The following is a 12,872-nucleotide window of genomic DNA, read 5'->3' as shown; positions in this document are numbered from 1 at the left end:
AATTGGTAATTGGTAATTGGTAATTGGTAATTGGTAATTGGTAATTGGTAATTGGTAATTGGTAATTGGTAATTGGTAATTGGTAATTGGTAATTGGGATTTGTGGGGTGGGCTTCTAGCCCGCACAAAAATTAAATTTAAATACTGTCATACGTTAATATGTCATTGCGAGCTCTTAGCGAAGCAATCCCCGAGATTATGCGATTGCTTCGCTAGGAGCTCGCAATGACAATGACAGCAATTTGTATAGACGCGGTTTCAACCGCCCAATCTTCTATTTGCTGCGTTCATCTTTTTCTCTCAACTGCCAAAGTTGAATCTCATAACAAAGATGCTTTTCAAATAGTTGACTCGCCTCCAATCCTTCAACCACCAATTTCTTAAACCAGCGGCGAAATATCCAACGCAGAATTTTATGAATCGGCGGAACCGCGATCGAAATTAAATCTGCAACATAAATCATTGTGTTCAGTCCATACCTGCGGAAAGTATCGACATACAAATCAATTGTTGGTACAATATGAGCAGAAATATCCTCAGCTTTTACTAAATTAAACCCCGCTTGCATCAATGCAGATTCCAGTTCTTCCACAACATGACAGTTAGAAAACATTCCTTCTGTATAATCACGATTAGAGCGCAACATATCCGCAAGCAGTACGTATCCTCCAAGATTGAGCACCGCCGCCGCACCTTTAGCTATATCGACAGCAGACATATATTGACTGCTTTCGCTAAAGAGGACTAAATCGTAGGAATGGGTGGCTTGGAAGTCTTCAAATTTGGTGAGGTGGAAGATGGCGCGATCGCCTGTACACTTCAGAAAGCGCTGTTGTTGGAACGGATCGGGCGCTAGTCCTTCGACTCCAAAAGCGCGATCGAGCAAATAAGCCGCATTTCCCCCAATCCCGCATCCTACATCTAGGACAGTCTTAATGTCTTTCGGGATAAAATCTAACAACTTATCCGTATAAGCTTGCTGGGCGATGCGTAGCCGCGCGAGTGTTAGTTCATCAGCGGGCACAGGTAAGGTTTCCCAATAGCCATAGTGAAGATAGGGAGATTCTGTCAAGCCCAAATAGTAATTCAGCGCTGCATTTTGGTAGCGAGTTACTTTGGAAATTTCGATTGATGGTGATTTCGGCATAGGGAGAATTGAATAAACTTTAGGATTTCCGGGAGGGTTAAAATTCTTCCCAGTGCTTGCATATATGTTAATAGCACGCGAACCGCATAAATTGCCAACTTTTGCCACAAAATCCCAAATTTTCTTGTCATTCGCGATCGACAAAAACACAATTACATAGTTGAGTTCGTAGGTGGCAATGATTTCGAGCAGACTTGAAACAGTATTTTCCTCTAGTTTTAGCTGTTGCAAATAAGCATTAGCCTGCAACCAGGAAGTGAATCGCCAATCATACAATATCTATACTCAAATTAACAAAGTTATTAATTAGAGTATTATAAAGTAGCTGCTACTGTTTCACGTACAGAATCAAGAAAGTGAACAATCTCCTGCATAACTGAAGACGATCGTAAAATCTCAATATCTTCATTAGTCAAATGATCGATTATTTGTGAGCGATCGTGAATATTTTCTGATCGGGCAATCAATTCTTCTAAAGCTTTTCTAGGTTGACAAACTGCCAAGTCAAGTACATCTTGAGGAGGAATGTATCCTATCAACCGCGAAAGCAAAGAGACATCTTGAAAAAAGATAATTTCTATTTCAGGAACAGCAGAAACTACTTTAAATGGTGTCTTACCCGCTACAAATTCAAGTATTTCTTCAATATCGTTGCGACGTAATTCAACTAACTCCGGTACTACTGAATCTGCATCAAATACGATCAGAACTGGTACTCGCCGCCGCACAATTAAAGACATAGCTAGTGACTTAATATTATATACTTTACCACCAACAACAACTCCCACATCAGTGAGTAAATTTTCTGGTAGCACAGTTTTAAGTAGTTGTGCATCAAAAGCCCCTTCACAAAGAATGTAAGTAATCATTGAATATCTCCCTCGATAACGTTGTAATTAGGCAATCCTTCTTCTACACAGGCACGGTATTTTAAAGTTAATAGTTCGCAAATTTTTTCCTGTTCTAAGGCATATTTTAGTTCTGCTCCATTCCACATCAGAATCGCCTGTGGCAGCGAAAAGTATGAAAGACTGACAGCCGCATTTGTGAACCCAGTACGACTAAAAATTAATCCAACTGTACCGGCGGGACGGCGTGAAAGTTGATTGCGAAGTTTAGCAATAGGAGTAATATCAACTGTTTTGTCTGCAAAATCTTTGCTTTCAATTAAACAAGAAAGTCCCAAACAATGGACAGCGCCATCAATTTGTTCGACTACCTCATCAAAAAGTGTCACGCTGTAAGGCCATTTTACCTCTGCACCATCAAGTTGAAATGCTCGGATAATCAGGTACTCAAAGGCTTTACCCGCGTCCCATCCTGGAGTGCTACGATTCTCGATATTGTTCCATAGAGTTCGTAACTCATCCCATTGCAATGATTGAATCATTCTTTGGTAATCTTTTTCCGCAACCAACTATAATACCTCAGCAATTATACACTTTTCAATCAGCGATCTATTTAAGTTTATCATATTCAAAACTTGTGGGTAGGCATCGTGTCTCCCCAAAACAGGCTTCTCACTGAAGAGTCTATTTTGCTGATCCGATCGCCTATTTACCCTCACTGTTCATGCTTCTTTCATTTTCCCCGATTCTGTGATAAATTTAAATAATGAAAAGATTATGAAAATTAGCGATAGTCGATCGGGCTGTCTGCCGTAATCTGTGGCAAATTTAGCTAGCATTTTGGAATATATGCTCAAAAAGCGTCAAATTATGACTCCATCTCGCCCTTTCCCCCTATCTCTCCTCTCCTCTCCCGTTTGGAAACAATATCAGATGATTGGATTGGGGCTGTTGCTGGGAGTGTGCGTCACCGCGTGCAACACTCAGACGACGGTAGAGCCTCAAACCAATCAAAATCGAGATTCTAGCCCTACTGCCACCGATTGGTTCCGAAAAGACAAAAAAGTCATTCTCACCACCTTTACGGTGCTGGCAGACATGGCACAGAATGTCGCTGGTGACAAGCTAACTGTTCAATCCATCACAAAGCCTGGGGCGGAAATTCACGGCTATGAAGTCACTCCTAGCGACTTAAAACGAGGGCAAGGTGCTAGTCTAATTTTGGATAACGGATTGAATTTAGAACGTTGGGCAACTCGATTTTATAACAGTTTGCCAAAAGTTCCTCGCATTACTGTCAGCGAAGGAATCAATCCCATTAATATTGCCGAAGATTCCTACAAAGGTAAACCGAATCCTCATGCTTGGATGTCACCTAAAAATGCCTTAATTTACGTTAGAAATATTCGCAGAGCTTTATCAAATGCCGATCCAGCCAATGCTGCAACCTATGAAGCGAATTCGACAAAATACAGTCAGCAAATTGAAGCGATCGATGAAAAGCTCAAAAAAGCTATCTCAGCGATTCCGCCAGACAAACGCTACATAGTAAGTTGTGAAGGCGCCTTTTCTTACATTGCGCGCGACTACGGCTTGAAAGAAGTTTATATTTGGCCTGTAAATGCCGAACAGCAATCTACACCGAAACAAGTTGAACGGGTGATTAATACAGTCAAAGCAAACAAAATCCCCGCCGTATTTTGCGAGAGTACCGTCAGCAACGAAGCACAGCTTCAAGTAGCAAAGGAAACCGGGGCAAAATTTGCCGGGGTGTTTTATGTCGATTCCCTCTCTCCATCGGAAGGCCCTGCATCAACCTACCTTAAGATGCTTGAATACAACGTCAATACTTTGATAAAAGGACTACAGGGTAATGGGGGATAGGGCATTGGGCATTGGTAATTTGGTAATTTGGAGAAATTGGTATGGATAGAATCAGTATTGACATTGAAAATGTCACGGTTGCTTATCATGGTAAAGTAGCCTTGCACAGAGCCTCTCTGCAACTTAAAGCGGGGACAATTTGCGGTTTGGTGGGGATGAATGGTGCGGGAAAATCAACCCTGTTTAAGGCAATTATGGGGTTTGTGAAGCCAAACACCGGACGAATTTTAATTAATGGCTTGCCGATCCGTCAAGTGCAAAAAAGCAATCTGGTTGCCTATGTGCCTCAGTCGGAAGAGGTAGATTGGAATTTCCCGGTGAACGTTTATGATGTGGTGATGATGGGGCGCTACGGCTACATGAATCTGTTGCGGATTCCGCGTTCGATCGACAAACAAGCGGTGCGAGAAAGCTTGGAAAGGGTGGAAATGTGGCCCATGCGCGATCGCCAAATCGGAGAGTTATCCGGGGGACAAAAGAAACGCACCTTTTTTGCGCGGGCTTTGGCGCAACAAGCAAAGGTTTTACTGCTAGATGAACCCTTCGCCGGAGTTGATATCAAAACCGAGAAAATGATGATTGATTTGCTGATGGAATTGCGTCAAACAGGCCATACAATTCTGGTTTCAACTCACGATTTAGAATCGATTACTACATTTTGCGACCAAGTAGTATTAATTAATCGCAGTATTCTCGCCTACGGCAACACCTCAGAAGTGTTTACAGAAGAAAATCTTTCCCGCACCTTTGGCGGTTCGGTTGGTGATTTTTCGTCTGCAAAAAGTCGGTTAACTCAAGTGAATCGGGAGAAGCAATAATGGACTTAATTCAGTGGTTTACCGCACCGTTGCAGCATGAATTTATGGTGAAGGCGATTTTAGTCAGCGCCTTAGTAGGGATTGTTTGTTCGGCGCTTTCGTGCTATATGACTTTGAAGGGATGGGCTTTGATGGGCGATGCGGTTTCCCATGCGGTGATGCCGGGGGTTGTGATTGCTTATGTGCTGAATATTCCTTTGGCGGTGGGGGCGTTTGTGTTTGGTGTGGGCTCGGTAATTGCGATCGGCTTTATCAAAGCAAAAACTCGCGTTAAAGAAGATACAGTGATTGGTTTAGTGTTTACTGGATTTTTTGCCTTTGGTTTGGTGTTAATTTCTAAAGTCAGAAGTTCGATCGACTTAACGCATATCTTATTTGGCAATGTCTTAGGTATTTCCGATTCAGATATTGTTCAAACTGTGATTATTAGTGTCATTACCTTAGTGACGCTGGCAATTTTACGCAAAGATTTAATCCTGTTTTGTTTTGACTCGACCCACGCGCGATCGATCGGTTTAAATATCACTTTCCTTTATTACGTGTTGCTGTCTTTGCTATCGCTGACAGCAGTTGCGGGACTTCAGACAGTCGGGATTATTTTAGTAGTAGCAATGTTGGTAACTCCGGGGGCTACGGCGTATTTATTGAGTGATAATTTTGACCATATGACGCTAATTGCGATGACTTCGGGAGTATTTTCTAGCGTAATGGGAACTTATATCAGCTATCACATTGATGGTTCGACAGGCGGATGTATTGTGGTGCTGCAAACGCTGCTGTTTGTGTTGGCGATGGTTTTTGCCCCGAAATATGGTTTGTTGGTGAGATCTAGGGACTCAGGGGCGATCGATTAATCAGAGTGGGCGGTTAAAACTGCTCCAATACAAACCAAATCCGCCTCGATATTTAAGCCGGATTTGGTGTCACATCAAACTCAATATTTTCATACAAATCTGCCACAGAAAATTCCACAGGAATAGAAGTTAATGCAACTCGATCGCCCGCACAGCTATATTCCGAAAAAATCCACTTATTCGCGTCAGTTTTAGAATATTGCTGCACCTGTAGCCGATATTGGTCAATTAACAAATACTCCTGAAAACTCGGAATACTGCGATAAGCAGCAAACTTATCATCGCGATCGTAAGCTCTAGTACCTTTAGATAGCACTTCAGCAATCAGCAGGGGATTGGTAATTGTATCAGTGCGTCCAGATTGAAGTTCGATCGGTTTTGCCACCACCATCACGTCTGGATAAGTATAATTATTAAGTTGCGGAACCCAAAGCCGCTGATCGGATGCAAAAATACTGTAAGGTTTACCCTTAAGACTCACCCTCAAAATAGCGTTTAAGATGCTCGTGATTTCATTGTGATTCGGTGTGCCGCCAGCCATCAGAATAATCTCCCCGTTGATAAATTCATGTCGATCCAGAGAATTAACTTCAGCTTCTAGATATTCTTGGGCCGTGTAGGTTTTGGTTTCAACTTGCGCGATCATATACAAGGCTCTCCTTTAATCTACTTATTTTAGTATATCTTAAAAATCGCTTAAAAACAAGCCGGGGCGGGTTTATGAGATTGTCGGTTTTTGGCAAATATTGTTGGTGAACCCGCCCCTACAGTCCGAATAAATTTACCGCAACAGGGAAAAGTTATAGCCAGTTTTTCCTACTGCTTTAATTTGCACTAAAATTGGCGAACCCGCCCGATCGCCACTTGGCAAAAACTTCACATCCTCACTAGCCCCTGGTGTCGAGAAACTTGTACTTTTCAGTGCTTCTTGTAACCCTTGCCGCGTATTACTTTTCCGCAATCCCGCGATCACAGCTTGAGCCGCATCATAACTCGTTGCGGTGCGCCAATTTACTACTCCTCCCCAGCGCTGACTGGCATTTTTTGGGAAAGTGCTACCGGGATTCGTTTCAGGATGCCAGGGAACAGGCAAAACAAGCCCGTCAACGCTCTTTTGTCCATCTTTTAACGTTTGAAAGGTGTACATTGTGGTGCTGCCGTAGAGTGGCAATTTGCCTTGATTGGTGCGAGCTAGAAAAATTGCGCGATCGATGCGATCGATGTGAGGTGCTAACATCAATCCTTGTGCGCCTTTGCTGACTGCATCGGCGATCGCAGTGTCGGGATTAAAAGAAGGGAGTGAAAAGTCGCAAACAGTAGGAACTATTGTGCCTTTAGCAGCAGTTAGAGCTGCCACAAATTCATCTCTAAATGATATATTATCGGGTGCTTTCGAGTCATAGCAAATAGCAATATTAGTTTTGCCTGTTTTGACAGCATATTCTGCTAAGGGAGCGGCCATGATGCTAATATTGGGAACAGTCCGAAAGATGTAACTGCCAAATCCTGATAAATCATTAGCAAAGCTTGTCGGTGTCACCATTACCAGTTTTTGTTGCTGATAGATTGGCGCAGCTTCGAGAGAGGCGTTGCTGGCATTGTGTCCAATTATTGCTAGTATACTGGCATCTTTTGTCAATGTGTTTGCAACTTCTTTGACAACTCCTGGATCGTTGTCATCGTTGACAATTTCTACTTGCAGTTTTGCGCCATTGATACCGCCGCTCTTATTGACTTCAGATTGAGCTTGAGCCACTCCTCGGAGAATTTCTTGGGCGACATTGGGGTTGCTACCAATGGGGACGCTGACAGCAATTTTTAACAAGGAAGGGTTACTGCGGGCTGCGGCATTATTTAAATAAATAACTGTTTCTGGATCGTTGCGATTTTTTTGCAGCGAAGCCTGAAAACTTTGCATCGCAGCAGAGTAATCTCCTTTACCAAAAGCATCAACGCCTGCTTGTTTGTCTGGTGTTGTTTGCGATGTCACCAATATCTGATTTCCTAAACTGATGCGAGTTGCGATCGCACCCGATGGACTCGCACCCGCTGTAGGTGTAGATCCAGGTGTAGGTGTAGATGTATCTGAACTTTTGGATGCGAATAAACCGGGAAGGAATTTGAATACACCAAACCCAATTAAGCCGAGGGCAATAATAAAAACAATGGGTGGCGGGCTTTTCCTTTTATCTTGGGACATAATCTTTTCTCCTTATATGATTTCTACAGAAAAGTTATTAACTACAATCAGTATTCAAGAGATTTTGGTTAAAGTCAATTCATTAAATTCACTAATTTAAACTCATAAAAGTCATATTTGGATGTTTGGGGTGGGCAAGATGCCTCCCCCACAGGGGTTTCAGGAATTTTTGCTGTGTGCGATCGCGTTTATGGTGCGATCGTACACAGTGCATTTCCAGGTAATGCTAGGATCGTAGAACAAGTAAGTGCGATCGGCTTTGGTAAATTCATGTGTTTGTGTGCAACTATAAGTTCGATCGTCTTATATCTCTGAAATTAAACCTTAAATCATGCAAATTACGATCGCCCTTCCCGACAATCTACCTCTGACTGAAGCCGATGTACGACTCGAACTTGCGATCGTACTTTATCAGCAACACAGCCTCCGTCTCGATCAAGCCGCTCAACTTGCTGTAATGTCTGTGGACGACTTTTACCAACTATTAATCGATCGCAATATCGTCATTCCACCCGCAGATATCGATGACGAGCCCGCCGAACTTGTCCTAGCCAGCCTCCGTACATCTATACAGCAAGTTAAAGAAGGTAAATTACACCCTATTTCCGAACTGTGGGATGGCATAGATGACTAACGAGACACCCCAAATCGAGCTTGTCTTTTCCGATGAGTTCAAAACGCGACTTCGCACCCTCATTAAACGCTATCGTAGCATCCGCACCGACCTAAAACCGCTACTTGACGAGCTACAGTCTGGCAACTTCATCGGCGACCAAATCCCCGGAACTGGCTACACCGTATTCAAAGTTCGCCTGAAAAACAGCGACATCCAAAAGGGCAAAAGTGGTGGCTATCGAGTTATCTATCAACTCAGCGGTGATACCTACATCTTACTCGTCGTTATCTACTCGAAATCAGACCAAGATGACATCCCAGCCAATCAAATTCGAGACATTATCGATGGCTCTTGAAAAAGCAACTAAATAATAATGCTACAGCGATGAGTGAACTACAAGTAAGTGCGATCGACTTTGATAAATTCATGTATTTTTGTCCAACTATAAGTGTCATAATTTTGTGCCCCTAATTTTCCGTAATAGTGAAATTTTATCGTTTAGTTGGTGGTTACCAGTTACAGCGAGACTCTGGCTTGAGACGGCAAGTTTTGGGATCGATCGGATTTTCGCTGAGGAAGAGACTATTCAGTTTAGTCAAAGACTCCAAGGGTTGGATATCACTTATTTGATTGTTGTTGAGGAGGAGCCAGTCCAGATTGATCAAAGATTCTAGCGGTTTGATATCGCTGATTTTATTGTTGCTGAGGAAGAGAGTATTCAGTTTAGTCAAAGATTCTAGCGGTTTGATGTCGCTGATTTTATTGTTGTCGAGGAAGAGATTAGTCAGTTGAGTCAAAGATTGCAAGGGTTTGATGTCGCTGATTTTATTGTTGTTGAGGAAGAGAGTATTCACTTTAGTCAAAAATTGCAATGGCTTGATGTCGCTGATTTGATTATATTGGAGATCGAGCATAGATAGGTTGATCAAGGATTGCAACGGTTGAATGTCACTGATTTGATTATATCGGAGATCGAGCATAGATAGGTTGGTCAAGGATTGCAACGGTTGAATGTCGCTAATTTGATTGCCGTTGAGGTCTAGTTCTGTAAGAGTCGAAAGTTCCTGATTAGCTGCATTGCACTCAGTAGTCCCTGCTTTTTCTAAAAGTACCTCAACAGTATGTTTAGCTTCTGGACTCAAAGAAGCTTTTTCGCGACACCAATCACCAAATGTTTTGTTTGCGGGTTGCGTTTCCGCTGCGATCGCACATAGTGCATTTCCAGATACTGCTAGGATCGTAAAACAAGTAATTGCGATCGACCTTGGTAAATTCATGTGTTTGTCTCCAACTATAAACGTCATAATTTTGTGCCTCTAATTTTCCGAAATGTCAACCTTCAGTATCAACAAAAAGCCTTCAGAGAGGACAGTCGTCCTCTCTACCAATTACACTCAACTCAAATATCTAACAATTCACCAAATGCTGCATCAATATCAGTCTCAGCAACAGCCACAGACTGAGCAACTGGTGAACGATCAGGAGACTCCACCGACTCCACCGAATGCACTTTTACTACAGGTGATTCGGCCACAGGTTCCACAACAACAGACTTAGATTTCTTCACATTAATTACAGGTGATTGTGCTCCATTATCTCCATTTTTACTGGTTTCATTCCGCAGCAACATTGCCATCAAACCGTCCAACAAACCCCCACTACCACCGTTACCATTGACTGTGACATCGGGAACAACGCGAACGCTACCATCCGAAACCGCTTGCATCAATTGCAACAGCGTGTAACTCTGCGTACCGAGGGCATTAACACCAACTTGATAAGCATCCGCTTTTGCTTGTCCCATTAACCGAATCCCTTCAGCTTCACCACTTGCGTGTTCGATCGCAGCAGTTGCACTCAATTGAGCAATTTTCACCCCTTGTTCCGCCGCTACGACCTGATTTTGAATGTTGGCGATCGCAGTTGCGCGCACCAATTCTTGACGCTGATACTCTGAAATCCGCTGTACTTCGTAGGTTTTTTCCTGTTCCTGAGCAATTTTGCGATCGGTCAATGTTTGCATCAACTCTGCTGGCGGCGAAATCAAACCGATCAGCGTGTCCACAGCCTGCACGTCATAGGCACGTAGGGCTTGACGGACGTGTTCGGCGGCCTCTGCTTGGCGTTCGCTGCGTGCGATTAAAAAGTCGAGAATCGTATATTCTTGAGCCGAATTCCGAAAGTAATTGCCCACAATTGGACGCAGCACTTGGTCAATCAGATTTTGCATCGAACCTTGCCGCGAAATGACTCTCGGTGCATCCAAAGTACCGATATGAATGATTTGAAAAACTTCTAACTCAAAGGTAAATCCGTCAAAAGAAAGCAATTTCAAAGCGCTTAATTTCGAGTCGTAGCCGTGTTCTCCGCTGAACCGTGTTGTGAAGTTTAAAACTACATCAGTAGTGGGAACAAGTTCGACTTTCATCACCTTTGTATTGATCGGATGTTTGCCTGGGTAAAGCGGTTCTACCCACACGCCTTTATCACCTTTGTTGACAAGATTTCCGTGGGTGAAAGCCACACCACTTACATCTTTGTGCGATTCTCCCACATAGGAAATGACTACGCCGACATAGCCGATCGGCACTTCGGTCATTTTGACCTCTTCAACTTTCACAAACCAAGGGTTCAGGTTCCAAGAACCGGATAAAATTACCTGTTCTTGCAAGCCCCTGCGCCCGCCACCTTTGATGAAGGATTGCGCTTTTTGGAAGTTGTCGTGACCGGGAATTATCGGCCCAGCGATTTCACCTTCATCAATCGGAACTCCGTCGAGCACGTTGGCGATTCCCACGAGATCCGGAGCAAGTTTGTATAGATGAAGTTCCGATGGCTGCATACCTTTTGCCGCAGCATTGGCTGAAGTAATGACCTCAAATACAGCCGTATTGATCCGATAAGTACCAGTGGTGATGATGGCGAGTTGCCGTCCTTTTTCGCCACCGTCGGTGAGGAATTTGCGAGCATTTTGGTAGTTGTCGCAATCGACGACTTTGCCTAAAATGCGATCGGAAGGAATAGTGGCTCCGTCATTAGCAATAATTAACCCAATTTCATCTTGAGGGACTACAACAACAGGTTCTTTGCGAACGCTATATTGCCAAGGAAAATAACCAAAATGCCAGCCGGGAGGAAGGGTATCTGCTTGCAAACCTCCTTCACCATCGAGTGCAATCAATCTACTGGATGGCAAGTTTTTGCTGGAGAATTTCTTGGTAACAATGCCTACTTCTCGTTCGCCGATCGCAATTAAGCCCAAAGTCCAACCAATTTTGGGGATAAACATGAACACAAAGAACATTGCGCCTACGGGAAAGATCCAAATCGGGATGGTAAAACCTTCTTCTGTCGCTGGTTGGACTGGTTGGGGTTGGGGAGGTGGCGGATTGGTTTGTGCGGGAGTTGGTGGGGCAAAAGTGCCTGCTAGTGCGATCGTGGTTGCTACAGATACTGCTAAGGGTAAAAGCTTGCGAAGCCAACGTGATTTAGTCATAGTTTTTAACCTGCTTTAAGCGAAAGTGTACGAGAAATTTGTTTACTACAATCAGTATTCAATAGATTTCTGTTGAGGTCAATTCATTAAAGTCATGAATTATGTTCATAAAAGTCATATTTGGAATACGGATGGTCAGAAACCGGGTTTTTGCGACAATATTTCGTTATAGTCCATAGATTCAGTAAAAACCCGGTTTCTTTGATTGTGATGCGCCCAACGGATAGTCAGAAACCGGGTTTTTTCCCAAATACTTCGTTACAGCCCACAGATTAACTAAAAACCCGGTTTCTTTGATTGTGATGCGTAATTCCCGTTGATATCAACCACCACCACCACCACCGCCACCACCACCACCACCACCACCACCACCGCCACCACCACCGCCACCGCCGCCACCATCACTACTACTTGGATCTACATAAGTTGTCACAACTATTTTTTCATGGTGATAACCGCAATTACTACAGTGACGGATAACTTTATCCCTCCCTTTAGTCTTTGGAGTAGCTGTAGAGATTACTTGTGTATCGGTGTCTAGCGTAAACTTTTTGCATCTAAAACAGAATCTTGTAAGATAGGCGCAAATCCCCCATAATATTAATAAAAGTACAGACAGCCAGATAGGCGATGTTATGATAAGCAAGATAATGAAGAACTGCCCCAAAGGAGATAACAGCAATAAGCTTATAAAATCATTGATTGCGTTCAGTAATAATAAGCTTATAAAATCATTGATTGCGTTCAGTACGAAAAAGCCTTCTTCTTCCGAAGCAGATTGAGATTGCTTACCACTTTGTTGCCAACCAGATTGAGGTACATTCAAAATCGCCTGGGGAAATGCAATCTGCACTTCTAATTCTTGTTCCGGTTGAATAGCCTGACTTGCGACAAATTCAAATGTCTTAGTATCTACTTGACGAGGAACTGCTGCTGCACCAAAATTCGTAAACGAGAGAACTTTGCCTGACAAAGCATCTGGTAAATTCACCGTAACTTTTCCCGTATT

13 protein-coding genes and 1 pseudogene are annotated in these 12,872 nt (G+C 43.2%); 6 read left to right on the top strand and 8 right to left on the bottom strand.

The window, feature by feature from the left end:
- Nucleotides 1-274: 274 nt before the first annotated feature.
- From JGK36_RS30895 to JGK36_RS30885, 3 genes are read right to left on the bottom strand one after another with little or no spacing between them, the layout of a single operon-like run.
- The gene (locus JGK36_RS30895; RefSeq protein ID WP_293199027.1) at nt 275-1,423 is read right to left on the bottom strand and encodes a methyltransferase domain-containing protein; all 1,149 of its coding nucleotides are present in this window, start codon (nt 1,421-1,423) and stop codon (nt 275-277) included.
- Nucleotides 1,424-1,461: 38 nt separating this feature from the next.
- Complete coding sequence (locus JGK36_RS30890) at nt 1,462-2,016, bottom strand: hypothetical protein (RefSeq protein ID WP_293185355.1); 555 nt, start codon at nt 2,014-2,016, stop codon at nt 1,462-1,464.
- Nucleotides 2,013-2,537 (bottom strand): hypothetical protein, encoded by a 525-nt coding sequence (locus JGK36_RS30885; RefSeq protein WP_293199026.1) that lies wholly within the window; start codon nt 2,535-2,537, stop codon nt 2,013-2,015. Before JGK36_RS30885 ends, JGK36_RS30890 begins: the two co-directional genes overlap by 4 nt.
- A 277-nt stretch (nt 2,538-2,814) precedes the next feature.
- On the opposite strand from JGK36_RS30885, the gene JGK36_RS30880 reads away from it, so the two are divergent.
- From JGK36_RS30880 to JGK36_RS30870, 3 genes are read left to right on the top strand one after another with little or no spacing between them, the layout of a single operon-like run.
- Nucleotides 2,815-3,879, top strand: a complete 1,065-nt coding sequence (locus tag JGK36_RS30880) for a metal ABC transporter substrate-binding protein (protein ID WP_293199025.1) — start codon at nt 2,815-2,817, stop codon at nt 3,877-3,879.
- A gap of 41 nt (nt 3,880-3,920) precedes the next feature.
- The gene (locus JGK36_RS30875; RefSeq protein ID WP_293185361.1) at nt 3,921-4,697 is read left to right on the top strand and encodes a metal ABC transporter ATP-binding protein; all 777 of its coding nucleotides are present in this window, start codon (nt 3,921-3,923) and stop codon (nt 4,695-4,697) included.
- Nucleotides 4,697-5,551 (top strand): metal ABC transporter permease, encoded by an 855-nt coding sequence (locus tag JGK36_RS30870; RefSeq protein WP_293199023.1) that lies wholly within the window; start codon nt 4,697-4,699, stop codon nt 5,549-5,551. Before JGK36_RS30875 ends, JGK36_RS30870 begins: the two co-directional genes overlap by 1 nt.
- A 52-nt stretch (nt 5,552-5,603) precedes the next feature.
- Here the strand turns inward: JGK36_RS30870 and JGK36_RS30865 are convergent, their stop codons facing one another.
- Together JGK36_RS30865 and JGK36_RS30860 are read right to left on the bottom strand one after the other, a co-directional pair.
- Nucleotides 5,604-6,197 (bottom strand): Uma2 family endonuclease, encoded by a 594-nt coding sequence (locus tag JGK36_RS30865; protein ID WP_293199022.1) that lies wholly within the window; start codon nt 6,195-6,197, stop codon nt 5,604-5,606.
- A gap of 135 nt (nt 6,198-6,332) precedes the next feature.
- Entirely contained in the window at nt 6,333-7,751 is a 1,419-nt protein-coding gene (locus JGK36_RS30860; protein ID WP_293185365.1) for an ABC transporter substrate-binding protein, read from the bottom strand.
- A gap of 117 nt (nt 7,752-7,868) precedes the next feature.
- On the opposite strand from JGK36_RS30860, the gene JGK36_RS30855 reads away from it, so the two are divergent.
- From JGK36_RS30855 to JGK36_RS30845, 3 genes are read left to right on the top strand one after another with little or no spacing between them, the layout of a single operon-like run.
- Entirely contained in the window at nt 7,869-8,066 is a 198-nt protein-coding gene (locus tag JGK36_RS30855) for a hypothetical protein (protein ID WP_293185367.1), read from the top strand.
- Between the two features lie 16 nt (nt 8,067-8,082).
- Nucleotides 8,083-8,385: a UPF0175 family protein gene (locus tag JGK36_RS30850; protein WP_293199020.1), complete on the top strand. Its 303-nt coding sequence runs from the start codon at nt 8,083-8,085 to the stop codon at nt 8,383-8,385.
- A complete protein-coding gene (locus tag JGK36_RS30845) occupies nt 8,378-8,722 on the top strand; it encodes a type II toxin-antitoxin system RelE/ParE family toxin (RefSeq protein WP_293185370.1) in 345 nt (114 codons plus the stop codon). The genes JGK36_RS30850 and JGK36_RS30845 overlap by 8 nt, the downstream gene beginning before the upstream one ends.
- Nucleotides 8,723-8,876: 154 nt before the next feature.
- Here JGK36_RS30845 and JGK36_RS30840 read toward each other — a convergent pair whose 3' ends face one another.
- The 3 genes and pseudogenes from JGK36_RS30840 to JGK36_RS30830 form a co-directional block, all read right to left on the bottom strand.
- Entirely contained in the window at nt 8,877-9,671 is a 795-nt protein-coding gene (locus JGK36_RS30840) for a leucine-rich repeat protein (protein WP_293199018.1), read from the bottom strand.
- Nucleotides 9,672-9,766: 95 nt separating this feature from the next.
- Nucleotides 9,767-11,863: an SPFH domain-containing protein gene (locus tag JGK36_RS30835; protein ID WP_293199016.1), complete on the bottom strand. Its 2,097-nt coding sequence runs from the start codon at nt 11,861-11,863 to the stop codon at nt 9,767-9,769.
- A 322-nt stretch (nt 11,864-12,185) separates the two neighbouring features.
- Nucleotides 12,186-12,872 (bottom strand): annotated as a pseudogene (locus JGK36_RS30830) (hypothetical protein); the annotation flags it as partial.

The sequence above is a fragment of the Microcoleus sp. PH2017_35_SFW_U_B genome, assembly GCF_020737865.1.
Taxonomy (GTDB): Bacteria; Cyanobacteriota; Cyanobacteriia; order Cyanobacteriales; family Microcoleaceae; genus Microcoleus.
Note: the sequence above shows the minus strand (reverse complement) of the source record. Positions and strands in the feature narration are given on the sequence as shown.

Bases quoted from the DNA above. Each gene is read 5' to 3' on its own strand.
- JGK36_RS30885 (WP_293199026.1), bottom strand. From the start codon at position 2,537: ATGATTCAATCATTGCAATGGGATGAGTTACGAACTCTATGGAACAAT.
- JGK36_RS30890 (WP_293185355.1), bottom strand. From the start codon at position 2,016: ATGATTACTTACATTCTTTGTGAAGGGGCTTTTGATGCACAACTACTT.
- JGK36_RS30875 (WP_293185361.1), top strand. From the start codon at position 3,921: ATGGATAGAATCAGTATTGACATTGAAAATGTCACGGTTGCTTATCAT.
- JGK36_RS30835 (WP_293199016.1), bottom strand. From the start codon at position 11,863: ATGACTAAATCACGTTGGCTTCGCAAGCTTTTACCCTTAGCAGTATCT.
- JGK36_RS30870 (WP_293199023.1), top strand. From the start codon at position 4,697: ATGGACTTAATTCAGTGGTTTACCGCACCGTTGCAGCATGAATTTATG.
- JGK36_RS30845 (WP_293185370.1), top strand. From the start codon at position 8,378: ATGACTAACGAGACACCCCAAATCGAGCTTGTCTTTTCCGATGAGTTC.
- JGK36_RS30860 (WP_293185365.1), bottom strand. From the start codon at position 7,751: ATGTCCCAAGATAAAAGGAAAAGCCCGCCACCCATTGTTTTTATTATT.
- JGK36_RS30840 (WP_293199018.1), bottom strand. From the start codon at position 9,671: ATGACGTTTATAGTTGGAGACAAACACATGAATTTACCAAGGTCGATC.
- JGK36_RS30865 (WP_293199022.1), bottom strand. From the start codon at position 6,197: ATGATCGCGCAAGTTGAAACCAAAACCTACACGGCCCAAGAATATCTA.
- JGK36_RS30850 (WP_293199020.1), top strand. From the start codon at position 8,083: ATGCAAATTACGATCGCCCTTCCCGACAATCTACCTCTGACTGAAGCC.